Annotated in this window: 25 protein-coding genes; 12 read left to right on the forward strand and 13 right to left on the reverse strand. The window is 69.2% G+C overall.

Annotated elements, in window-relative coordinates; translation table 11 throughout:
• Positions 1–7 precede the first annotated feature (7 nt).
• Positions 8–1084, forward strand: a complete 1077-nt coding sequence (locus ACJH6J_RS07795) for an AAA family ATPase (RefSeq protein ID WP_406774337.1) — start codon at positions 8–10, stop codon at positions 1082–1084.
• Positions 1085–1091: 7 nt separating this feature from the next.
• Here ACJH6J_RS07795 and ACJH6J_RS07800 read toward each other — a convergent pair whose 3' ends face one another.
• A complete protein-coding gene (locus tag ACJH6J_RS07800; RefSeq protein WP_020101230.1) occupies positions 1092–1235 on the reverse strand; it encodes a hypothetical protein in 144 nt (47 codons plus the stop codon).
• A 76-nt stretch (positions 1236–1311) separates the two neighbouring features.
• Between ACJH6J_RS07800 and ACJH6J_RS07805 the strand changes: the two genes are divergently transcribed.
• A complete protein-coding gene (locus ACJH6J_RS07805; RefSeq protein WP_020101231.1) occupies positions 1312–1602 on the forward strand; it encodes a DUF4229 domain-containing protein in 291 nt (96 codons plus the stop codon).
• Positions 1603–1613: 11 nt separating this feature from the next.
• Here the strand turns inward: ACJH6J_RS07805 and ACJH6J_RS07810 are convergent, their stop codons facing one another.
• Entirely contained in the window at positions 1614–2489 is an 876-nt protein-coding gene (locus ACJH6J_RS07810) for a 1,4-dihydroxy-2-naphthoate polyprenyltransferase (protein WP_406784788.1), read from the reverse strand.
• Positions 2490–2524: 35 nt separating this feature from the next.
• On the opposite strand from ACJH6J_RS07810, the gene ACJH6J_RS07815 reads away from it, so the two are divergent.
• The 3 genes from ACJH6J_RS07815 to ACJH6J_RS07825 are packed head-to-tail and all read left to right on the forward strand — an operon-like array spanning position 2525 to position 4775.
• Entirely contained in the window at positions 2525–2830 is a 306-nt protein-coding gene (locus ACJH6J_RS07815; protein ID WP_406784789.1) for a hypothetical protein, read from the forward strand.
• 3 nt (positions 2831–2833) lie between these two features.
• Complete coding sequence (locus tag ACJH6J_RS07820; RefSeq protein ID WP_406774338.1) at positions 2834–3610, forward strand: S-methyl-5'-thioadenosine phosphorylase; 777 nt, start codon at positions 2834–2836, stop codon at positions 3608–3610.
• A gap of 49 nt (positions 3611–3659) precedes the next feature.
• Positions 3660–4775, forward strand: coding sequence for an NAD(P)H-dependent flavin oxidoreductase (locus ACJH6J_RS07825; protein ID WP_406774339.1), 1116 nt, complete (start codon positions 3660–3662; stop codon positions 4773–4775).
• A 56-nt stretch (positions 4776–4831) separates the two neighbouring features.
• Here ACJH6J_RS07825 and ACJH6J_RS07830 read toward each other — a convergent pair whose 3' ends face one another.
• From ACJH6J_RS07830 to ACJH6J_RS07840, 3 genes are all read right to left on the reverse strand, one after another.
• The gene (locus ACJH6J_RS07830; RefSeq protein ID WP_406784790.1) at positions 4832–6523 is read right to left on the reverse strand and encodes a DUF4407 domain-containing protein; all 1692 of its coding nucleotides are present in this window, start codon (positions 6521–6523) and stop codon (positions 4832–4834) included.
• A gap of 133 nt (positions 6524–6656) precedes the next feature.
• Positions 6657–7751, reverse strand: coding sequence for an o-succinylbenzoate--CoA ligase (menE, locus tag ACJH6J_RS07835; protein ID WP_406803797.1), 1095 nt, complete (start codon positions 7749–7751; stop codon positions 6657–6659).
• A 50-nt stretch (positions 7752–7801) separates the two neighbouring features.
• The gene (locus tag ACJH6J_RS07840) at positions 7802–8125 is read right to left on the reverse strand and encodes a DUF3349 domain-containing protein (RefSeq protein ID WP_212807031.1); all 324 of its coding nucleotides are present in this window, start codon (positions 8123–8125) and stop codon (positions 7802–7804) included.
• A gap of 274 nt (positions 8126–8399) precedes the next feature.
• Here ACJH6J_RS07840 and ACJH6J_RS07845 point away from each other — a divergent pair, with 274 nt between their 5' ends.
• The 3 genes from ACJH6J_RS07845 to ACJH6J_RS07855 are packed head-to-tail and all read left to right on the forward strand — an operon-like array spanning position 8400 to position 10280.
• Complete coding sequence (locus ACJH6J_RS07845) at positions 8400–9647, forward strand: inorganic phosphate transporter (protein WP_212807030.1); 1248 nt, start codon at positions 8400–8402, stop codon at positions 9645–9647.
• A 31-nt stretch (positions 9648–9678) separates the two neighbouring features.
• Positions 9679–9960 carry a hypothetical protein gene (locus ACJH6J_RS07850; protein WP_212807029.1) on the forward strand — a complete coding sequence of 94 codons (282 nt, stop codon included), beginning with the start codon at positions 9679–9681 and terminating at the stop codon, positions 9958–9960.
• Between the two features lie 11 nt (positions 9961–9971).
• Positions 9972–10280 (forward strand): DUF3349 domain-containing protein, encoded by a 309-nt coding sequence (locus tag ACJH6J_RS07855; protein WP_061004071.1) that lies wholly within the window; start codon positions 9972–9974, stop codon positions 10278–10280.
• 37 nt (positions 10281–10317) lie between these two features.
• Here the strand turns inward: ACJH6J_RS07855 and ACJH6J_RS07860 are convergent, their stop codons facing one another.
• From ACJH6J_RS07860 to ACJH6J_RS07880, 5 genes are all read right to left on the reverse strand, one after another.
• Positions 10318–10707 carry a VOC family protein gene (locus ACJH6J_RS07860; RefSeq protein WP_212807028.1) on the reverse strand — a complete coding sequence of 130 codons (390 nt, stop codon included), beginning with the start codon at positions 10705–10707 and terminating at the stop codon, positions 10318–10320.
• 4 nt (positions 10708–10711) lie between these two features.
• Complete coding sequence (locus ACJH6J_RS07865; protein WP_212807027.1) at positions 10712–11584, reverse strand: SDR family oxidoreductase; 873 nt, start codon at positions 11582–11584, stop codon at positions 10712–10714.
• A 23-nt stretch (positions 11585–11607) separates the two neighbouring features.
• Positions 11608–12267 carry a 5,6-dimethylbenzimidazole synthase gene (gene bluB / locus ACJH6J_RS07870; RefSeq protein WP_212807026.1) on the reverse strand — a complete coding sequence of 220 codons (660 nt, stop codon included), beginning with the start codon at positions 12265–12267 and terminating at the stop codon, positions 11608–11610.
• Between the two features lie 20 nt (positions 12268–12287).
• Positions 12288–12755 (reverse strand): DUF4383 domain-containing protein, encoded by a 468-nt coding sequence (locus ACJH6J_RS07875; RefSeq protein ID WP_212807025.1) that lies wholly within the window; start codon positions 12753–12755, stop codon positions 12288–12290.
• Positions 12756–12874: 119 nt separating this feature from the next.
• On the reverse strand, positions 12875–13792 hold the full coding sequence (locus tag ACJH6J_RS07880) for a 1,4-dihydroxy-2-naphthoyl-CoA synthase (protein WP_212807024.1): 918 nt from the start codon (positions 13790–13792) through the stop codon (positions 12875–12877).
• Between the two features lie 101 nt (positions 13793–13893).
• Here ACJH6J_RS07880 and ACJH6J_RS07885 point away from each other — a divergent pair, with 101 nt between their 5' ends.
• A complete protein-coding gene (locus ACJH6J_RS07885) occupies positions 13894–14169 on the forward strand; it encodes a hypothetical protein (protein WP_029105169.1) in 276 nt (91 codons plus the stop codon).
• A gap of 73 nt (positions 14170–14242) precedes the next feature.
• On the opposite strand, the gene ACJH6J_RS07890 is transcribed toward ACJH6J_RS07885, so the two are convergent.
• Positions 14243–14695 carry a nitroreductase family deazaflavin-dependent oxidoreductase gene (locus ACJH6J_RS07890; protein ID WP_212807023.1) on the reverse strand — a complete coding sequence of 151 codons (453 nt, stop codon included), beginning with the start codon at positions 14693–14695 and terminating at the stop codon, positions 14243–14245.
• A gap of 185 nt (positions 14696–14880) precedes the next feature.
• Here ACJH6J_RS07890 and ACJH6J_RS07895 point away from each other — a divergent pair, with 185 nt between their 5' ends.
• On the forward strand, positions 14881–15495 hold the full coding sequence (locus tag ACJH6J_RS07895) for a hypothetical protein (protein ID WP_212807022.1): 615 nt from the start codon (positions 14881–14883) through the stop codon (positions 15493–15495).
• Here the strand turns inward: ACJH6J_RS07895 and ACJH6J_RS07900 are convergent.
• Positions 15492–16760: an MFS transporter gene (locus tag ACJH6J_RS07900; protein WP_212807021.1), complete on the reverse strand. Its 1269-nt coding sequence runs from the start codon at positions 16758–16760 to the stop codon at positions 15492–15494. The genes ACJH6J_RS07895 and ACJH6J_RS07900 overlap by 4 nt on opposite strands.
• A gap of 47 nt (positions 16761–16807) precedes the next feature.
• On the opposite strand from ACJH6J_RS07900, the gene ACJH6J_RS07905 reads away from it, so the two are divergent.
• Positions 16808–17494, forward strand: coding sequence for a FadR/GntR family transcriptional regulator (locus ACJH6J_RS07905; protein ID WP_212807020.1), 687 nt, complete (start codon positions 16808–16810; stop codon positions 17492–17494).
• A gap of 54 nt (positions 17495–17548) precedes the next feature.
• Here the strand turns inward: ACJH6J_RS07905 and fadD8 are convergent, their stop codons facing one another.
• Positions 17549–19150 (reverse strand): fatty-acid--CoA ligase FadD8, encoded by a 1602-nt coding sequence (gene fadD8 / locus ACJH6J_RS07910; RefSeq protein ID WP_212807019.1) that lies wholly within the window; start codon positions 19148–19150, stop codon positions 17549–17551.
• Positions 19151–19211: 61 nt separating this feature from the next.
• On the opposite strand from fadD8, the gene ACJH6J_RS07915 reads away from it, so the two are divergent.
• A complete protein-coding gene (locus ACJH6J_RS07915; protein WP_212807018.1) occupies positions 19212–20822 on the forward strand; it encodes an amidohydrolase in 1611 nt (536 codons plus the stop codon).
• Positions 20823–20850: the final 28 nt, after the last annotated feature.

Raw genomic sequence — 20850 nt, forward strand, 5'->3', positions numbered from 1 at the left:
CCATCAGATGTCGGGGCTGATCGTGCCTTCATTCCGCGCCCAGGGCCGGTTCAAGGACCCGGCCGATCCCGTCGCTGCCGCCACGCCCACCGCGGCGCCGGAGGCCCGCATCGTCATCGCACATGCGGTGACACCTGTCCTGGCGCCGACACCCGCGAAGCCGCGGAGCCTGGACCCCGCCACGGTCGCGCTGCTGAGCCGCCCGAGCCGCGCACCGTCGACCGGCTGGCGCAAGGCGCTGTACTACGCGACCGGAACCCTGCTCAATCCCGGCGACAGCCCCAAGACCCTGCACCGCAACCGGTTGACCGCACAGATCAACCGACCGCTGCGGGACTGCTACCGGATCGCGGTGCTGTCCCTCAAGGGCGGCGTCGGGAAGACGACCATCACCGCGACGCTGGGGGCGACGTTCGCGTCGATCCGCGGCGACCGCGTCATCGCGGTGGATGCCAACCCGGACCGCGGCACCCTCAGTCAGAAGGTGCCGCTGGAGACGCCGGCGACGGTCCGTCATCTTCTGCGCGATGCCGAGGGCATCTCCAGCTACAGCGATGTCCGCAACTACACCTCGCGCGGTGAGAGCCAGCTCGAGGTGCTGGCCTCGGAGAGCGACCCGGCGGTGTCGGAGGCGTTCAGCTCCGAGGATTACGCCCGCACGCTGGCGGTACTGGAGCCGTACTACCGGCTGGTGCTGACGGACTGTGGCACCGGCATGCTGCATTCGGCCATGGGTGCGGTGCTCGCGCACGCCGACGTGCTCGTCGTGATCAGCTCAGGCTCGGTCGACGGCGCCCGCAGTGCCGCGGCGACGCTCGACTGGCTCGACGCCCACGGTCATCAGGAACTGGTGCGCAACGCCGTCGCGGTGGTAAACGCCGTGCGTCCGCGGTCCGGCAAGGTCGATCTGCGCAAGGTGGTCGACCACTTCGGCCGCCGGTGCCGGGCGGTGCAGGTGGTGCCGTTCGACCCGCACCTGGAGGAGGGTGCCGAGGTCAGTCTGGACCGGCTTCGGCCGGACACCAGGGATGCGTTGCTGGAATTGGCCGTGGCCGTCGCCGACGGATTTCCGCTGTCGCTGTAGAGAGTCGCTACGAACCGAGCCGGCGCAGGAATTCCGGATCGTCATCCGGGCCGATGACGCGCGTGGTCGGCCGCGCGGCCGTGGCGCGAGTGGCGCGCCAGCCCACGTAGGCCAACAGCGCCAGCAGCGTGATCAGGAGCAGGAACTGCACGTAAAACCTCCTTTATTCGAATATACGCGTCCGTCGGTAAACTCGTGCGGTGTCTGATGCGCCCGCCACCCCGTCCATGCCACGTTTGCTGCTCGACGTTTTTCTCTACGCGCTCGCCCGCCTGCTGCTGGTAGCGGTGATTGCCGGCGCGATCTTCGGTGTCGTCGCGTTGCTGGGTATCCGTGATTTCCCGGCCATGGTGGCGCTGCTGTTCGCGCTGGTTCTCGGCATGCCGCTGGGCATCTGGCTGTTCGCTCCGCTGCGCCGCCGGGCCACCGCCGGGATCGCCGCCGTCGACGAGCGTCGCCGCGCCGAGCGCGAGCAGCTGCAGGCCCGGTTGCACGGCGAGGATTCCGCCGGCGACTGACGCCGCTCGGGCTAGGGCTTGACCGCCACCAGCACCGCGGTGATCAGGGCGGCCCACACCAGCATCGTCAGCCCGGTGTCCTTGAGCACGGGGATCAGCTCGCGACCGCCGAGATCTGAGCGCACGGGCTTGGCCGCGCGGACCGCCAGCGGTGCCGCCGCGAAGCCGACCAGGCACCACGGGGTCGCGAGCGTCAGGACCGCGGTCAGCACGAACGGCAGCAGCGTCAGCACCTGGAACAGCTGGCGGGTGCGGGCGTCGCCGAGCCGCACCGCGAGCGTGATCTTGCCCGAGACCTGATCAGTGGGGATGTCGCGAAGGTTGTTGGCCACCAACACCGCCGACGACAACGACCCGACCGCGATGGCGAGCACGAGTCCCACCCAGTCGACCCGCAGGGCCTGCGTGTACTGCGTGCCGAGCACGGCGACCAGCCCGAAGAACACGAACACCGCGACCTCGCCGAGCCCGCGATAGCCGTACGGGTTGGTGCCGCCGGTGTACAGCCAGGCGCCGGCGATGCACGCCGCGCCGACGGCGATCAGCCACGGCTGACTGACCAGGGCCAGCGCCAGGCCGGCACCGGCGCCGATGGACAGGCTGATCACGGCCGCCGCCAGCACCGCCTGTGGGGAGGCCAACTTGGCGCCGACCAGGCGGACCGGCCCGGACCGGTCGTCATCGGTGCCGCGGATGCCGTCGGAGTAGTCGTTGGCGTAGTTGACCCCGATGATCAGCGATATCGAAACCACAAGGGCCAGAGCCGCTTTCCACCACACCTCACCGCCGACCCAGGCGGCGGCACCGGTACCTGCCAGCACGGGAGCGACTGCATTCGGGAGGGTCCGCGGTCGGGCGCCCTCTATCCACTGCGAAAGACTGGCCACGCGCGCAATCGTCCCACGCCCCTACACTTATCGGCATGAAGGATCGGCTCAGCAAGAACGAGATTCGCAAAGATGTCGTGCAGGAATCCGTCGAAGCCGTCGCAGGCACCGTCGGCGAGGTCATGAACATCGTCGTCACCGCCGTCAAGGACGTGGCGAGCTCCATCGGCGCCCTGGCCACCGACGCATTCGAGATCCGCGACGGCGCCCGGCGGGCCCGCGCGCAGCTGGAACAAGACGAGGCCGAGGAAATCGAGGACGACGACGCGGCGCCCGCGCCGACGCCCGTCACGGCCGTGACGCCGGAGACCGTGGATACCCCCAAGACCGACGCCGAATAACGGATGCTGGGAGTCATCGGCGGTAGCGGTTTCTACACGTTCTTCGGGGACGACGCGCGCACCGTCACCGTCGACACGCCCTACGGCACGCCGAGCGCGCCGGTCACCATCGGGGCCGTCGGCGGGCACGAGGTGGCATTCCTGCCACGGCACGGGCTCAAACATGAGTACTCGCCGCACACGGTGCCGTACCGCGCCAACATGTGGGCGCTGCGCAAGCTCGGGGTGCGGCGGATTTTCGCCCCGTGCGCCGTCGGCAGCCTGACCGCGGACCTCGGCCCCGGCGCCGTGGTCGTGCCCGACCAGCTGGTGGACCGCACCCGCAGCCGCGAGGACACGTACTTCGACGCCGGCGGCATCCACGTCGGCTTCGCCGATCCGTACTGTCCGACGCTGCGCGCCGTCGCGGCCGAGCAGCCGGGCGTCATCGACGGCGGCACCATGGTGGTCATCCAAGGGCCCCGGTTCTCCACCCGCGCCGAGAGTCAGTGGTTCGCGGCCCAGGGGTTCACGTTGGTGAACATGACCGGCTACCCGGAGGCCGTGCTGGCCCGTGAACTCGAGATGTGTTATGCAGCAATCGCTTTGGTGACCGATCTGGACGCGGGCATCGAGGCCGGCGCCGGTGTCACCACCGTCGACGTCTTCGCGGAGTTCGAGCGCAACACCCCGATGTTCAAGGCGCTGGTGCAGCAGGCCCTGGCGACCGTCCCGGCCGAACGAACGTGTACCCACTGCCTGGCCCACACCGGGGTGAAGCTGCCGTTTGAACTGCCCTGACCGGGGCGGCTCTTGACACCCGTCAAGTCGGGGTGGCAAAACTGACGGAGTGACTTCCCGCATCTGCGAACAGCTCGGCATCGACTTCCCGCTCTTCGCCTTCAGCCATTGCCGTGACGTGGTCGCCGCCGTCACCAACGCTGGCGGCTTCGGCGTGCTGGGCGCGACGGCGTACACCCCCGAGCAGCTCGACCGGGAACTCGCCTGGATCGATGATCACGTCGGCGGCCGGCCCTACGGCGCGGACATCATCGTGCCGGCGAAATTCGAGGGCAAGGGCGAGAACCTCTCCGACGGCCAGTTGGCAGACCGAATCCCTTCGGAATACCGGGAATTCGTCAGCCAGCTGCTCATCGACCATGGCATCGAGCCGGAGGAACGAGTCCGTACCGGCGGGTCGGTGTTGTCCGGCAACACCGGGCACGACTTGCTCGACGTGGCGTTGAGCCACCCCATCAAGCTGATCGCCAATGCGCTTGGGGTGCCGCCGGATTACATGATCGAGGCGGGCCGCGAGCGGGGGATTCCGGTGGCCGCGCTGGTCGGCGCCAAGGAGCACGCCGTCAAGCAGGTCGCGGCTGGCGTCGACATCATCGTCGCGCAGGGCACCGAGGCCGGCGGACACTGTGGCGAGGTGTCCACACTCGTCGTGGTGCCGGAAGTGATTGAGGCGATTGATGATTCGGTCCCCGTGCTGGCGGCGGGCGGCATCGTCACCGGCCGGCAGATGGCCGCGGCGGTCGCGCTGGGCGCCGCCGGGGCCTGGACCGGTTCGGTGTGGCTGACCACCGAGGAGGCCGAGACCGCGCCGGCCACCAAGCAGAAGATGCTGGCCGCCACGTCACGCGACACCGTGCGGTCGGCGGGGCGCACCGGAAAGCCCGCACGCCAACTGGTTTCGGACTGGACGGATGCCTGGGCGCCGAACGACGGTGGCCGCAAGCCACTTCCGCTGCCGCTGCAGAACATGCTGAGCGAGCCGGTGATCCGGCGCATCGACCGCCTGGCCGCCCAGGGACATCAGGGCGCCCAGCAGTTGGCGACCTACTTCGTCGGCCAGGGCGTCGGCCTGATGAACAAGGTCAAGCCCGCCCGCGAGGTCGTCCGCGAGTTCATCGAGGACTACCTGGCCGCCACCGAGCGCCTGAACCGCTCGCTGCCCTAGGGATTTGTGCACGATTTTCCGCGCCTCGCGCCGAAAATCGTGCACAAATCCCCGGGTTACGGCTCGATGGCGCGGCGGCCTTCCTTGAGCTGACGGCGCTCGTCGGCGGCGTCGATGATCGTGGTGTCGGTGCCGTCGAGCGCGGTGTACGGGTCGGCGCCCCGCAGCGGCGTCGTCGGCGCGAACGTCGCGTTCATCTGCGGTGCCGCCCACTGGGGTTCGACGCGCGGGTGGACGCCCTGGCCCGCCCCGAGCGCCTGGCCGTGGTCGGCGGCGCGCGGGCCCGACGACTGCTCGTGCTCATTCTCGGTCACCGTCGTCCGCGACGTCCGGCGCAGCGTGAACGTGATCTCCTCGAACTCCTCGATGACCTTCTGCGCCGAGCGCAGCTGCTGCACCGACGTGTCGATGACGCGGTCCACCACGGGCGCGACGGGCGCCACCAGCGGACGCAGCAGGCGAGCCGCGACCTTGGTGAGGTCGGGCAGTTGCGGCAGTGTCAGGCCGCCTGCGGGCTGGCTGGTCGCCTGCACCGGCAGGTTCTCGGCCCGCTCGTCGCCGATCGGGACGAGTTCGGCGGTGGCGGCCGGTTCGGCCGGTGCGTCGGCCGGTTCGGGCTCCGGCGCTGGTGCGGCGTTCAACGAACGCCGCTGCGGGTCCGGGAACGCCATGAGTTCGTCCCAGTCGGAGTACATGGGCTGCGGCGGCGAATCGGGCCGCAGCACCTCGGCGGTGGGGGCCGCGAGCGCGGGCTGCGCCGGCTCACCGGTGAGGGCTTCAGCGACGCGCTGGCGGTGATATTCGCGGTTGATCTCGGCGTCGGTCTCGAGCGCGAGCTTCATGGCGGCCAGCTGGTGTTCGGCCTTCAGAATCTCGGCTTCGGCCCGCACCTCGGCCTGCTTGACCGCGATGGCGGTCTCGGCACGCAGTTCGGCCCGCAGGCGGGACTCGTCGTGGCGCTCGCGCAGGGTGCGGTCCTGCCGGGCGTGCAGCAGCATCGGCAGCAGGTACAGCAGGACGCAGACGCCGACCACGGCGATGCGCGCCACCAGCGCGGCGGGCGTGTCGATGGTGTAGCCGTTCATCGCGACCCAGCGCGCGCCGAAACCGCGGTCCGCGCCGGCGCCGGCCGCGTCGCGCGCGGCCGTGACCGCGTGCTCGGCACCGGCGATCCGCGCGTCGAGGGTCGGGGCCTGCTCGCCCCGGGCCGCCAGTGCGGCATCGAGCTCGCGCTGGTCGTGCTCGAGGATGTCCTGCGTGTTCTGGGTGATCTGGCCGTCACCGGGCACACCGGTGACGGGCTGCTGGGCGCACGACGGCGTCGGGTGGTATTCGCAGCGGGCCACGACCTGAGCGTCGTCACGACGCTGCCGGGCGGAGTCGACGGCGGCGTCGAGCGCACCGCGGCTCGCACGCAGCGCATCCAACTGGCCCTGCGCGGTGGTCACGGCCGGCGTGGTCGCGGCGCGGGCCGCGGCTTCGGTGTCCAGACGCTGGGTGATGGCATTGCTGAACAGCGTCATCGCGGCCAGTTCACCGACCAGCAGGCCGATCGCGACGGCCAGGGCCGCCCGGCCGGCGGTGCCGCGGGCGCTGGCGACGGTGCTGCGGATGGCCACGACGACCAGCGCACCGAAAATCAGGGTCACGGGCAGCACGACGGCCAGTGGCAGACCGGTGGACGGGGTGGCGACGGCGGCGGCCACGGCCCAGGCCAGCACGCCTCCCGACCAGGTCAGGGCGGTCACCGCAGGATGGTTGTCAGGCTGTCTGTGGGCAGGCATGGAAACTCCAACTCTTCCGGTCCGCGTTCCAGGGTCCCAGAGAGCCGGGCCCGTCACCGAATCAAGCGCCGGTGCTGTGACCGGCATCACGGGCCGATCAGGCGTTTTTCTGGTACTGCAGCGTCAGGGCCCGCCGGTCCAGCTTGCCGATCCCGCGGCGGGGGAGTTCGGCGACCACGTGCACCTCACGTGGGGCGGCGGTGGTGGCCAGCGTGGCGCTGACGTATTCCCGCAGGTCAGCCACGGTGGGTGTGGCCGCGCCCGGGTGGAGCACGACGGCCGCGGCCACCCGCTGGCCCAGCCGTTCGTCGGGGACGCCGAACACGGCGCATTCGGCGATGGCCGGATGGCCCGCCAGGGCCGACTCGACGAGCGCGGGTAGCACCTTGAGACCGCCGGTGGCGATGGCGTCGTCGATGCGGCCCAGTACCCGCAGCACGCCCGAATCATCCACGGCGCCAATGTCATCGGTGACGAACCAGCCCGCCACGAACGGCGACGGGTCGACGGGATTCCGGTAACCCGACGCCAGCGTGGGACCGCCCAACGAAATCCGGCCGGTGTCGTCGATGCGCAGCCGGACGCCGTTCAGCGGTCGTCCGTCGTAGACGCAGCCGCCGCAGGTCTCGCTCATCCCGTAGGTGCGGACCACGGAAATGCCTGCGGCCGCGGCCTTTTCGCCGAGTCCCGGCGGCATGGGGCCGCCGCCGATCAGGACGGCGTCCAGTTCGGCGAGCGCCGCGGTCGCGGCGGGATCGGCCAGGATCTTGGCCAGCTGCACCGAGACCAGTGACGTGTAGCGCCGTCCCGAACCCAAAGCCCTTACCGCAGAAGGCAGTTCACTGACGTCGAAACCCGGGTCCAGCGCGACGGGCGTGGTGCCGGCCCGCAGGCTCCGTACCAGAACCTGCACTCCGGCGACGTGGTAGGCGGGCAGTGCCAGCAGCCACCGGCCGGGCCCGCCGAGCCGGTCATGCGTGGCGTCGGCGCTGGCGTGCAATGCCGCGGCGGAAAGCAAGGCGCCCTTGGGGATTCCGGTGGAACCCGACGTCGAGACCACCAGGGCCACGTCGTCGTCGACGGCTTCGCCGGCGCGCAGCGTCTCCGTCAGCAGCGCGGCCTGGCGGTCATCGTCGGCCGGCACCGGCAGGAGTGCGCCGCGGCCGTCCAGGGCCTGCGCCAACGTCGGGATCAGGGCGAGGGCCGCGCCGCCGGATCCGACGGCGACCGGATGCAGAACAGCTATGCCACGCCTCCGTCGCCGGGCTCGCCGTCGATCGGGTCGCGGGGATCGTCGAGCGGCCAGCCCTTGGCGGCCAGCCGCGCCCGCACCCGCTCCACATCCTCGGCGCGGGGGAGTTCGTCGGTGATCCGCGTGATGAGTACGCCGATGTCGATGTCATCGAATTCACCACGATTCATCAGCCCGCGGGCGACGGACTTGACCTCGTCGTTGGTCAGGCGCCGGGACAGCAGCGCCAACAGCGGCACCCGGTCGGTGGCGGGGATGCCGTCGGGATACCCGGCTTGCAGCCACGCCACGATCTTGGTGAGAAACGAGTTCATGGCGTCACCTCCTGATCTCGGGGAGGGGCGGCCCAGCTGTGCGCTGTGTGCCCCGAAATTGCGCACCGAATCCTATGCCCAGCCTGTGACGTGGGCATATCGCCACCGTAACCCTCGGCATCGCCGACAGCACTTTGCCAGACTAATTAGACGAAGCTAACAGGTGAACACTCCATGAACACCTCTTCGGGTCGGGCAAACACCCAGGTCGCGGTCCGGATTGAGGACTTCTGTAACTGGTCAAAAACGGCGCCGTTACACCAGAATGAGCGCCATGAGCGCAGAGTTGGTCATCCTGGTGCTGTTGATCGCAACAGCACTGGCATTTGACTTCACGAATGGATTTCACGATACCGGTAATGCCATGGCGACCTCGATCGCCACAGGCGCGCTGAAGCCGAAGACCGCCGTGCTGCTGGCCGGCGTCCTGAACTTGGTCGGCGCGTTCCTGTCAGTCGAGGTCGCCGTCACCGTCACCACCTCGGTGCTGAAGATTCAGGACAGTAAGTCCGGGCACCTCCTGAAGTCCATCGACGCGTCGACCGGACTCACCATCATCTTCGCCGGCCTCATCGGCGGCATCCTGTGGAACCTCCTCACCTGGCTGTTCGGCATCCCTTCCAGCTCGTCGCACGCGCTCTTCGGCGGACTGATCGGTGCCGGCCTGGCCGCGCTCGGCACCGCGGGCATCAACTGGAGCGGTGTCATCCAGAAGGTGCTGATCCCGGCTGTCGCGGCACCGTTCATCGCGGGCCTCGTGGCCGCCGTAGGCACCTGGCTGGTCTACCGGATCACGCGCAACGTCATCAAGAAGCGCCGTGAGGAAGGCTTCCGCTGGGGCCAGATCGCCACTGCATCGCTGGTCGCGCTGTCCCACGGCACCAACGACGCGCAGAAGACCATGGGCGTCATCGCCCTGGCCCTCATCACCACCGGCCACCTGACCGGCGACGTGAAGAAGGACGGCCTGCCGTTCTGGATCATCGCGTCGTGCGCCCTGGCCATCGGCCTGGGCACCTACATCGGCGGCTGGCGCGTCATCCGCACCCTGGGCAAGGGCCTCGTCGAGATCGAGTCCCCGCAGGGCCTGGCCGCGGAGGCGTCCTCGGCCGCGATCATCCTGAGCTCCAGCGCCGCCGGCATGGCGCTCTCGACCACCCACGTCGCCACGGGTTCGATCCTGGGCAGTGGCGTCGGCAAGCCCGGCGCTTCGGTCCGCTGGGCCGTCGCCGGACGGATGGCCATGGCCTGGCTGATCACGCTGCCGGCCGCGGCGCTGGTCGGTGCCCTGTCGTACTGGCTGTCCTACGGCCTGAAGTCCGCCACCGGTTCCGCGCTGGTCGGCGACGGCACGATCTTCGTCATCCTGGTCGCGCTGTCGGGCTTCATGTACTGGCGTGCGCAGCAGCAGAAGGTCGACCACAACAACGTCAACGCTGAATGGGACGCGTCCACCAACTCCGTGGTGCCCGCCGACGTCCGTGAGGCTGCCGCCAAGTCGCCCGAATCCGCCGGCGTCTGATTCCCGCGAACCGAACCAGAAGGAATCACTGATGCATTACTTGGAAGCCATCCTCAAGGTCCTCGTCGTGGGCTTGATCCTCGGTGCCGGACTCCCCGCGGTGTTCGCGGGCGGCCTCGTCGCCTACTCCAACGGCGCCGGCGGCGAGCACTCCGATGGGACGGTCACGGCCCCCAACCCGATCCTCAAGTACCTGGGTCTGGCGCTGTTCGTGCTGGTCGGAGCTGTCGTCCTGCTCGCGATCCTGTGGATCACCCGGTCCACGATCATCCACCACACCGGCGTCGACCTGTTCCCCTTTCTGAAGAAGTGAGCTGACGGACAATGACTGAATCCAATGGATTGTTCGAGAATGTCCTGAAGTGGCTGCGGGCGGGATACCCCGACGGTGTGCCGCCGAAGGATTACTACCCGGTGCTGGCGCTGCTGAAGCGTTCGCTCACGGAGGACGAGGTCGTCGAGGCGGCGCGGTCCATCCTGCGCACCAACGACGGCGAGAGCCCCGTCACCGAGGCCGAGATTCACGCCGCGATCGCGGCCGTCACCAACCAGGAGCCCAGCCCCGACGACATCCACCAGGTGTCGGCGCGACTGGCCTCGGTCGGCTGGCCGCTGGCGACGCCGGCTCGCTGACGCGCCGCAGAACTCACCACCCGCGACACCCGGAGTGCTAACTCCGGGTGTCGCGTCGTAGTGGGTGGGTGTCGGGCACCTGGACGAAGATCAAGGTGACCTGATCAGGATCGGTGACGTGCAGTTCGTGCAGGCCCCACGGTTCCTGCCGCGCCGCACGGGAGATCGCCACCCCGCGGGCCTCGAGCTCGGCCTGGGTCTGGTAGACGTCGCGCACCTGCAGCCACAGCGCGCCCGGGAACGGAACCGTCGGGCCGTCGTCGTCACGGCCGTGGCCGGCGAGTTCGATGAGCGACTGCCCGGCGTAAAACACTGTGCCGGCACCGTATTCGCGGGCGATGGCCAGGCCGATGGCGTCGCGGTAGAACGCCACCGACTTCGCGTAGTCGACGGGCCGGATCAGGATGCGGCTGGCGAGGATCTCCATCGCGTCACCCGATCGACTGCGCGCGTCGGCGTTTCATCATCTGGTCGACCAGGCCGGGCACGAAACTGTTGAGCGCGTGCGACGTCACCGCGATCCGGGGCGCGATGCGCACCGGGCGGGTCTTGGCCGCGGTGACCATCCAGTCGGCGGCTTCGTCGGCCGACAGGCCGGGCATACCGTCGAAGGCGCGGGTCGGCGCGATCATCGGCGTCTTCACCAGCGGATAGAACAGTGTCGAGGAGTGCACTCCGCTTGCGCCCCACTCGGTTTCGATGACCCGGCTCACCGCGGTCAGTGCCGACTTGGACGCGTTGTACACCGAGAACAGCGGCGACGACTCGTTCATCACACCCCACGTCGACACGTTGATGATGTGCCCGTCGCCGCGCTCGAGCATGCCGGGGGCGAAGCCGCGCACCAGGCGCAGCGGCGAATAGTAGTTCAGCGTCATGGTGCGTTCGAGGTCGTGCCAGCGGTCCAGGGACTCGGCCAGCGGCCGGCGGATGGACCGGCCGGCGTTGTTGATCAGGATGTCGACGCCGCCCAGCTCGGCTTCCACGTCCGCCACCAGCTTGTCGATGGCGTCCATGTCGGACAGGTCGCACGGCCGCGCGATGGCGTCACCGCCGCTGTGGGTGATCCGGGCGGCCACCTTGTCCAGTAGTTCGGCCCGGCGGGCGACGATGACGACGGTCGCCCCGAGGTGCGCGAACTTGGCGGCGGCCGCCTCGCCGATGCCCGACGACGCTCCCGTCAGCACGATGCGTTTGCCGGCCAGGTCGACCTCGCCGTGGCCCGACAACCGTTCGATCAGGGGCGGTCGCATGCCGGCGAGCAGCAGGCTCTCGGAGACGCGCCGTAGGGGACTCTTGCTCACCCCCTGAGCTTAGGGCCGCGGCGTCAGCTCGCTCCGGTGACAGGCCAGACGTTGGTGTACACGAGTTCGTCGAGCGGGCGCGCCGTCGTCCAGCCGACGATCTCGAGTTCGGGGCGGTCCGGGAACTCCGGTACCGGGCCGACACACAGCACCGCGATCGGTTCGGCGCCCTCGGGCATGCCGAGGAGGGCGGCCAGCTCGGCCGGGTCGAACAGCGAAACCCAGCCCAGCCCAAGGCCTTCCGCGCGGGCGGCCAGCCACATGTTCTGGATGGCGCACGACACCGACGCCAGGTCCATGTGGGGCATGGTCCGGCGGCCGAAGATGTGACGCTCGCGATCGTCACCGAGGGCCACCACGAACAGCTCGGCGCAGTCGCCGATGCCTTCGACCTTCAGCGCCAGGAACTCCGCCTCGCGCGGCCCGAGGGCCTCGCCCGTCTGGATGCGCTCGGCGTCGACGAGCTTCTTGATCGCCGTCCGGACGGCCGGGTCGGTGATGCGCAGGAAGCGCCAGGGCTGCATCAGCCCGACACTCGGCGCCATGTGCGCGGCCTCCAGGATGCGGCGCAGAACCTCTTCGGGCACCGTGGAATTCGGCGTGAAGTGCCGCATGTCCCGACGCTCGGACATGACGCGGTAGACGGCTGCGCGTTCGGCGTCGGAGTAACTCGGCTCGCTCACCGGAGGGAGGCTAACAGGGATCAGCGGGATCCGATCGCGTCTGAGTGACGCCGGTGGAAACGGCGGGTTGGCTGCCCTGCGGGCGTGGTCCGGTGGGGGAAGGCGAACCACGCTGCCAGGGTCACGTTGTAGCCGGTGAGGATCGCGTACAGGACGGTGTCACGCGAGTCGAAACCCAGAGGTCCCGGGCTGTGACTCGAGGTTGCCGCCACGCACACCGCCGTCACGATGAACCAGCCGACGGCGGCGACGCGGTTGAACCGCGCCGCGCCGCGGCCGAACGCGGCGAAGACGGTCACCACGCCGACCACGAGCAGCAGCGCGCAGTGCAGCGGCGTGACCCGCAGCCACATGAGGGGCGCCCCGGCGGCGCCGAAATGCGGGTTCGCCATGGACCACGCCAGGCCGGTGCCGCCGAAGACGCCCAGCGCGAAACCCTCGGCCCCCAGCGCCCACTGGCCGATTCGCGCTCGCGTCCCGACGTCCACGTGCCAAGTGTGACGCGAGGTGTCCACCATCGGCGCGCGCCTAAGCGGATACACAGCGCACTCATGGGAAAGCACACAGCGGGCTGTCGTCCAGATGACGGACAGGGCCCCGCCGAACCTCAGAAGTAGCGGGGGAACTCGCTCCAGTCCGGGTCGCGCTTCTGCAGGAACGCGTCCCGGCCCTCGACGGCTTCGTCGGTCATGTAGGCCAGACGGGTGGCCTCGCCGGCGAAGATCTGCTGACCCACCAGGCCGTCGTCGAGCAGGTTGAACGCGAACTTCAGCATCCGGATGGCCTGTGGCGACTTGCCGTTGATCTCGGCCGCCCATTGCAGCGCAACGGTTTCCAGGTCCTTGTGGTCCACGACCTCGTTGACGGCGCCCATCTTGTGCATGGTCTCGGCGTCGTAAGCGCGGCCCAGGAAGAAGATCTCGCGGGCGAACTTCTGCCCGGTCTGCCGCGCCAGGTACGCGGAGCCATAGCCGCCGTCGAAGCTGCCGACGTCGGCGTCGGTCTGCTTGAACCGCGCGTGTTCGCGGCTGGCCAGGGTCAGGTCGCAGACCACGTGCAGGCTGTGGCCGCCGCCGGCCGCCCAGCCGTTGACGAGGCAGATCACGGGCTTGGGCATGAACCGAATCAGCCGCTGCACCTCGAGGATGTGCAGCCGCCCGGCGCGGGCCGGGTCGACGGACTCGGCGGTCTCGCCGGACGCGTACTGGTAGCCGCTGCGGCCGCGGATGCGCTGATCGCCACCGGAGCAGAAGGCCCAGCCGCCGTCCTTGGACGACGGTCCGTTGCCGGTGAGCAGGATGACGCCGACGTCGGGGCTCATCCGGGCATGGTCGAGGGCGCGGTAGAGCTCGTCGACGGTGTGGGGCCGGAAGGCGTTGCGCACGTCGGGCCGGTCGAAGGCGATCCGGACCGTCGGCTGCGGCTTACCGTCGCGCACGTGGCGGTGGTAGGTGATGTCGGTGAGTTCACCGAGTTCGGTCACCGGCTGCCAGAGCTGCGGGTCAAACGGATTGTCTGCGTTCACGCCTCGACCTTAGAGCCGACGGTGTTTGGTCCGCGCCACCCAGGGGTACTAGATCGGACACAATCAGCGGCCGTTCGCGGCCCGAATACAGGAGGACCTTGATGAAGCGGTCAGCAGGCGTGGTGGTGTCGAGTGTCATTGCCGGACTGATGCTGGTCGGATGCTCGCCGGCCGTGCAGGGCGGCGACACCAAGTGCAAGGACTTCGTCGGCGCCGACGAGAAGACGCAGAACGAAGCGGTCAACAAGATGATCAAGGACCGCAAGGGCGCCGATCCGTCGTCCCTCGAGGTGTCGGGGACGCGCGCGTCGGCACTCGCGTGGTGTCAGACCGTCGGCCAGCAGGACGCCCCGATCAAGAACGCGCCGCACATCTAGCCGACTACCGAGCGTGGGGGTTGACGCGGAAATCCGGACCGGATTTCTCGTCAGCCCCCACGCTCGTCGGTGTCTAGACGGGGTCGAACCGGAACACCGCGCACCGGCCGGCGAGTGCTTCGAATTCGTCGGGGTTGGGTCCGGTCACCAGGCCCGCGTTCTTCATGAAGCCGACGCCCGTCGGCACCAGGATCGGGAACTGCCGCAACAGCGGCCGGGCCTCGTCGGCGGGTACCTCGAACAGCCGGACCTCTTCGCGATGACGCCCCTGCGTGACGGTGGCAGTGGCCGCGGCGCGCGCGTTGCGCACCCAGTCGGCATTCGGGAACCCGCCCACCACGTAGCGGTGGCCGTCGACCTCGAACGGGGTGATGGGCGTCGACCGCGGTTCACCGGACTTGCGGCCGGGCACGGTCAGCACCACGGGGCCCTTGATCGGCACCACGCGCATGACCGCCATCATCACCTTGTTCATGGGCTTGAGCCACCAGGGTGGCTTGAGATTCGCGTCGCTGTCCGAGGCCATGACCCGAGGCTAGACGAGGCGCCGAAACCGCGCTGGCGTGCTATGTTCGCCCAGCTGAAAGTGGGGTTTCGATGTCGAATCAGTGGCCCCCCGGGCAATTCGGGCCTGGGCAGTTCGGACCCGGTCAACCACCGGGTCAACCGTATGGGCCCAACCCGTACGGCGCACCCGGTATGCCGCCGAACGTGCCCTATCCGCAGTACCCGCAGCCGCAGTACCCGCAGCCCGCGGGTTACGGCGTGCCCACACCGCCCGGGCCGGCGGGACCGTCGGGCGTGACGGCGATCATCGCCGCGGTGCTCAGCATTCTCGGCGCCCTGTCGACGGCATTCCAGGCGTTCTCCAGCTGGTACGCGGTCGCCACGATCGGCGCGTTGACCAGTTCCTACGCGAGTGACACCAAATCCAGCCTGATGGGTCTGAGCAGCGGCATGGCCGTCGTGCAGACGGTCGTGGCGATCGCCCTTCTCGTCGGTGGCGTATTGCTGGTGCTCGGGCGCGGGGTGGGCCGCTGGGTCGTCATCGGCGGCTGCACCGCCGTGGTGCTGGCGAACGTGATCGGGCTGTTCGCCTCGCTCACCATCCTCAAGCGGCTCGACAGCACGCTCGGCGGCAGCTACGACGGCATGCAGAGCATGGCGGGCCTGTCGGTGATGTCCGCCGCGGTGCCGATCGTGTTCGCGCTCGCCACCGGCGTGCTGGCCGCGCTGAATTCGACGCAGCAGTGGTGCCGGTGGAAGAGCGGGCAGGCGGCGCCCGCCGCTCCCGTCGGCTATCCGGGTTATCCGCCGCAGTACTAGACGTAGCGGTTGCGTCCGGCGAACCAGCCGGCCGTCAACTGCACCGCGTAGACGGTGAAGAACAACACGAACGGGACGTGCCAGTCGCCGGACATGTCGTGCAGCAGCCCGAACAGGAACGGGCCGGTGCTGGCGAACAGGTAGCCGAAGCCCTGCGCCATGCCGGAGAGCTGTGCGGTGTCCTCGGCGTTGCGGGCGCGCAGCGCAATGATGGTCAGCGCCAGCGAGAACGCGCTCAACCCGATGCCGATCATCGTGCTCCACAGCACCGGCGCCGCCATCGGCGCGATCAGCAGGCCGATGGTGCCGGACACGCCCAGCACACCGAGGCCGACGTTCCACAGGCTCTGGTGTGTCGTGCGGGCGGCCAGCGGCGAGATCAGCAGCGCGATCGGGACGCCGATCAGGGACATCACCCCGGACATTACGCCGGCACTGGTCTTATCCATGCCGTTGTCGATGAAAATCTGTGGGAGCCAACCCATCATGACGTAGGCCAGGAACGACTGGCTGCCCATGTAGACCGTCACGGTCCACGCGAGCGGGTTGCGCAACAGCGAGCGGCGCTTGGTGGCCTGGGCCGCGGTGGCGGCCCAGTCGGTGCGGTGGCGCCGGGCCGCGGGGACCCAGAGGAGTAGCGCGGCCAGCGCGAGGGCGGCCCAGATGGCCAGTGACGGACGCCAGCCGCCGACGCTCTGTTCCACGGCCGGGGTGACCGCGGCACCGAACGCGCCGCCGGCCTGCAGCGCGCTGGTGTAGATGCCCGTCATCAGGCCGACGCGGGCGGGGAACGAGCTCTTGATGACCACCGGGATCAGCACGTTCGCCAGCGCGATGCCCGACGAGGCGAGCAGGGTGGCGCCGAGCATGAGGCCGCCGTCGCCGTACGGCCGCACGATCAGCCCGACGGCCAGCGCCAGCAGTGCGAGCGTGACGGTCCGGCCCAGGCCGAGTCGTTTGGACAGCAATGGCGCGGTGGCGCCGGCGGCCGAGAAGCACAGCACGGGCAGGGTGGTCAGGATGCCGGCCCAGACCGATGACACCCCGAGAGCGGTGCGCATCTCGCCGAGCAGGGGAGCGACGCTGGTGACCGACGGCCGCAGGTTCAGCGCGGTGACGACGACGGCGAGGGCCAGCAGGATGCCGCTGGCGAGGCGCGTGTTCGGGCTCGCCGGGATGTCGGTGATCTCGATGGCGCCGTCGAGCTCGAGTGCCAATTCATCTTCGTAACGGGCGTGTGGGGTTCCGTTCACGGCAGCACTCATCCTGCTAGGATGCCATACATCCTATGATTGGTTGAAAGGATGATTGCGTGGCGCTGAACACAGCCCGCCGGACCGGCTTGGTCGAGCAGGTCATCGAACAGCTCCGGGGCTCGGTCGCAGACGGGGAATGGCCCGTCGGGCACCGCATCCCGAACGAGACCGATCTAGTCGAAGCCCTCGGGGTCGGCCGCAACACCGTGCGCGAGGCCGTGCGCGCCCTGGCGCACGCCGGGCTGTTCGAGGTGCGGCAGGGCGACGGCACGTACGTCCGCGCCACCAGTGAGGTGTCCGGCGCGCTGCGCCGGCTGTGCAGCGACGAGCTGCGTGATGTGCTGCAGGTGCGCCGCGGGCTGGAAGTGGAGGGCGCGCGCCTGGCCGCCACCAACCGGACCGACGACGACATCGTCACCCTGCGCCGGCTCCTGGACGGCCGCGACGACGAACAGCGCGCCGGGCATCACGACGAATTCGTCCACGCCGACACCGAATTCCACTGCGCCGTCGTGCGGGCATCGGGCAACGCGATGTTGATCGACCTCTACCTCGGTCTCATCGAGGTCATCACCGCGAGCGTGTCGGTCATGAACGAGACGCCCGTCGAGACCGAGTTCGAAGACCATCACCGGTTGCTCGACCGCATCGTGGCAGCCGACCCGGACGGCGCGGCCGCCGCGGCAGCCGTGCTCTTCGACCGCCTGCTCGCCGGGTTGCGATCCACTCGCGAGCAGACGTAAAACTGTCGTTTTCAGGCCGAAAACGACAGTTTTGCGTCTGCTCGCGGAAAGGCCTCAGCCCACGGAGCGCTCCGAGCCGGCCCAGAACTGCGCCCGGACGGCCTTCTTGTCGGGCTTGCCGAGGGCCGTCACCGGCACGGAGTCGGCGATGACGACCTGCTTCGGCGACTGCACCGAGCCCTTGCGGTCCTTGACCGCGGCCTGAATCTCGGCCGTCATCTTCGCGATGGCATCCTCGGAACGATCGGCCTCCGGACGCAGCACGACGACGGCCGTCACCGCCTCGCCCCACTTCTCGTCCGGGGTGCCGACGACGCAGACCTGGGCGATCGAAGGATGTTCGGCGACAACGTCTTCCACCTCGCGCGGGAACACGTTGAAGCCGCCGGTGACGATCATGTCCTTGGTCCGGTCGACGATGAACCAGAACCCGTCCTCGTCCTCGCGGGCCAGGTCGCCGGTGTGCATCCAGCCGTCTTTGAACGTGTCGGCGGTGGCCTCCGGCAGGTTCCAGTAGCCACCCGACAGCAGCGGCCCGGACACGCAGATCTCGCCGACCTCGCCCTGCTTGACGGGCTTGCCGTCGTCGCCGAGCAGCGCGGTCCGCGCGAACAGCGTCGGCCGGCCGCACGACGTCAGCCGCTTCTCGTCGTGCTCGCCCTTGGCCAGGTACGTGATGACCATCGGGGCCTCGGACTGGCCGTAGTACTGCGCGAAGATCGGGCCGAACCGGCGGATGGCCTCGGCGAGGCGCACCGGGTTCATGGCGGAGGCGCCGTAGTAGACGGTCTCGAGCGACGACAGGTCCCGCGTGTGCGAGTCGGGGTGGTCCATCAGTGCGTAGATCATCGACGGCACGAGCATGGTCGCGGTGATCTTCTGCTCCTCGATGACCCGCAGCACCTCGGCGGGGTCGAACTTCTTGAGCACGACCAGCTCGCCGCCCTTGACGATGGTCGGGGTGAAGAACGCGGCGCCGGCATGCGACAGCGGCGTGCACATCAGGAAGCGGGGGTGCTCGGGCCACTCCCATTCGGCCAGCTGGATGGTCGTCATGGTGCTGATGGACTGCGTCGTGCCGATGACGCCCTTCGGCTTGCCGGTGGTGCCGCCGGTGTAGGTCAGTCCGCCGACGTGGTCAGGTGCCAGGTCGGCGGCCTTCAGCGGCTGCGGCTCGTACTTCGCGGCTTCGGCGGCCAGGTCGATGGCTGAACCGATCAGGGCGTCCGGCACCGGCCCGATGGTCAGGATCTGCTGGAGCGACGGGACCTTCTCGAGCAGCCCGATGGCCCGTTCCACGAAGGCGTCGGTCGGGTCGATGATCAGGGTCGTGACGCCGGCGTCGGTCAGGACGTAGGCGTGATCGTCCAGAGAACCGAGAGGGTGTAGTGCGGTGCGGCGGTAGCCCTGCGTCTGGCTGGCGCCGATGATCATCAGCACCTCGGGCCGGTTGAGGGACAGCAGGCCGCTGCTGGCGCCGGAACCGGCGCCGAGCGCCTCGAACGCCTGAATGTACTGGCTGATGCGGTCGGCGAGCTGGCCGCCGGTCAGCGTGGTGTCGCCGAGGAACAGGACCGGCTTGTCTTTGTTGCGCTTGAGGGCGCCGACGGTCAAGTGCCCGGAATGCAGGGGATGGCGCAGCAGCTCGTCACTCATGACCTAAGACTAGAACGTGTTCTAGTCCGTAGGTCAAGCCCTGCGGTCTAGCATCCACCTCATGGCCAGCGCTGCGGACCTCGTCATCGTCGGAAACATCCTGACCGTCGACCCCGGCCGGCCCACCGCCGAGGCGCTCGCCGTCACCGATGGCCGGATCGTCGCCGTCGGAGCGCGTGCCGACGTGCAGCCGTGGATCGGTGCCGACACCGAGGTACGTGAGATCGACGGCTGCGTGCTGCCGGGCTTCGTCGAGGCGCACGGCCACCCGCTGATGGAGGCCGTGGTGCTCGGTGGCCGCATGGTCGACATCCGGCCGGTCACGATGCCGAACGCGGCCGACGTCGTCGCCGCGATCCACGCCGAGGTCGCCGCCCGCGGCGCCGAGGGCGCCTACCTGAACGGCTGGGACCCGCTGCTGCAGAAAGGGCTGCCCGAGCTGACGCTGGCCTGGCTGAACGCGGCGGCGCCCGACACCCCGCTGGTGATCGTGCACAACTCGGGACACAAGGCGTACTTCAACTCGGCGGCCGCGGCGAACGCCGGTCTGACGCGCGACACCCCGGACCCGCACGGCGCCAAGTACGGCCGCGACGCCGACGGCGAACTCGACGGCACCGCGCTGGAGACCGCCGCCGTCTTCCCGCTGGTGACGGGCGTGCTGTCGCCGGCCGACTATCCGGCGTTGCTGCTCGCCGAATGTGCCCGGCTGAACCGCGCCGGTCTGACGACGTGCTCGGAGATGGCGTTCGATCCGATGTTCCGGCCGGTCCTGGAGCAGATGCGCGACAAGCTCACGGTGCGGCTGCGCACCTATGAGATGTCCACCGCGGCGCTGCACACCGATGCGTCGCCCGACAACGGCGACGACATGGTCCGGCAGGCCGGCATCAAGATCTGGGTCGACGGTTCCCCGTGGGTCGGCAACATCGACCTGACGTTCCCGTACCTGGACACCGAGGCCACGCGCACCATCGGTGTCGTGCCCGGGTCGTGCGGCCACGCCAACTACACGCGCGAGCAGCTCGCCGAGATCGTCGGCACCTTCTTCCCGCAGGGCTGGCAGATGGCCTGTCACGTGCACGGCGACCACGGCGTCGACACCATCCTCGACGTGTATGAAGAAGCGCTGCAGCGCTGGCCGCGCGACGATCACCGGCTGCGGCTCGAGCACGTCGGCGCCATCACGCCGGCGCAGCTGCAGCGCGCCCACGATCTCGGCGTCACGTGCAGCGTGTTCGTCGACCACATCCATTACTGGGGCGACGTCATCGTCGACGGTCTCTTCGGCCCGGAGAAGGGCGACGTGTGGATGCCGGCCGGCTCCGCCGTCGCGACCGGCATGCGGATCTCGCTGCACAACGACCCACCCGTGACGCCCGAGGAGCCGCTGCGCAACATCAGTGTCGCGGCCACCCGGACCGCCCCGAGCGGCCGCGTGCTGGCGCCGCAGGAACGGCTCACCGTCGACCAGGCGATCCGGGCGCAGACCATCGACGCGGCCTGGCAGTTGTTCTCCGACGACGTCATCGGTTCGCTGGAAGTCGGCAAGTACGCCGATCTGGTGGTGCTGTCCGCCGATCCGCACACGGTGCCGCCGGAAGACGTCGCTGACCTGGAAGTCCTCGCGACTTACCTGGCAGGACAACAGGTTCACGCCAAAGCCGACTGAGCGCGCGGCAGACGTGGCAGGCTCAGCA

This window comes from Mycobacterium sp. SMC-18, from assembly GCF_045310895.1.
Taxonomy (GTDB): Bacteria; Actinomycetota; Actinomycetes; order Mycobacteriales; family Mycobacteriaceae; genus Mycobacterium.

What these genes read in the sequence shown, in the direction of transcription:
- ACJH6J_RS07805 (WP_020101231.1), top strand. Translation starts at nt 1,312, where the DNA reads ATGCCACGTTTGCTGCTCGACGTTTTTCTCTACGCGCTCGCCCGCCTG.
- fadD8 (WP_212807019.1), bottom strand. Translation starts at nt 19,150, where the DNA reads ATGAGTGACGAGCTGCTGCGCCATCCCCTGCATTCCGGGCACTTGACC.
- ACJH6J_RS07855 (WP_061004071.1), top strand. Translation starts at nt 9,972, where the DNA reads ATGACTGAATCCAATGGATTGTTCGAGAATGTCCTGAAGTGGCTGCGG.
- ACJH6J_RS07845 (WP_212807030.1), top strand. Translation starts at nt 8,400, where the DNA reads ATGAGCGCAGAGTTGGTCATCCTGGTGCTGTTGATCGCAACAGCACTG.
- ACJH6J_RS07860 (WP_212807028.1), bottom strand. Translation starts at nt 10,707, where the DNA reads ATGGAGATCCTCGCCAGCCGCATCCTGATCCGGCCCGTCGACTACGCG.
- ACJH6J_RS07815 (WP_406784789.1), top strand. Translation starts at nt 2,525, where the DNA reads ATGAAGGATCGGCTCAGCAAGAACGAGATTCGCAAAGATGTCGTGCAG.
- ACJH6J_RS07795 (WP_406774337.1), top strand. Translation starts at nt 8, where the DNA reads ATGTCGGGGCTGATCGTGCCTTCATTCCGCGCCCAGGGCCGGTTCAAG.
- ACJH6J_RS07900 (WP_212807021.1), bottom strand. Translation starts at nt 16,760, where the DNA reads ATGAGTGCTGCCGTGAACGGAACCCCACACGCCCGTTACGAAGATGAA.
- ACJH6J_RS07820 (WP_406774338.1), top strand. Translation starts at nt 2,834, where the DNA reads ATGCTGGGAGTCATCGGCGGTAGCGGTTTCTACACGTTCTTCGGGGAC.
- ACJH6J_RS07840 (WP_212807031.1), bottom strand. Translation starts at nt 8,125, where the DNA reads ATGAACTCGTTTCTCACCAAGATCGTGGCGTGGCTGCAAGCCGGGTAT.
- ACJH6J_RS07915 (WP_212807018.1), top strand. Translation starts at nt 19,212, where the DNA reads ATGGCCAGCGCTGCGGACCTCGTCATCGTCGGAAACATCCTGACCGTC.
- ACJH6J_RS07890 (WP_212807023.1), bottom strand. Translation starts at nt 14,695, where the DNA reads ATGGCCTCGGACAGCGACGCGAATCTCAAGCCACCCTGGTGGCTCAAG.
- ACJH6J_RS07885 (WP_029105169.1), top strand. Translation starts at nt 13,894, where the DNA reads ATGAAGCGGTCAGCAGGCGTGGTGGTGTCGAGTGTCATTGCCGGACTG.
- ACJH6J_RS07850 (WP_212807029.1), top strand. Translation starts at nt 9,679, where the DNA reads ATGCATTACTTGGAAGCCATCCTCAAGGTCCTCGTCGTGGGCTTGATC.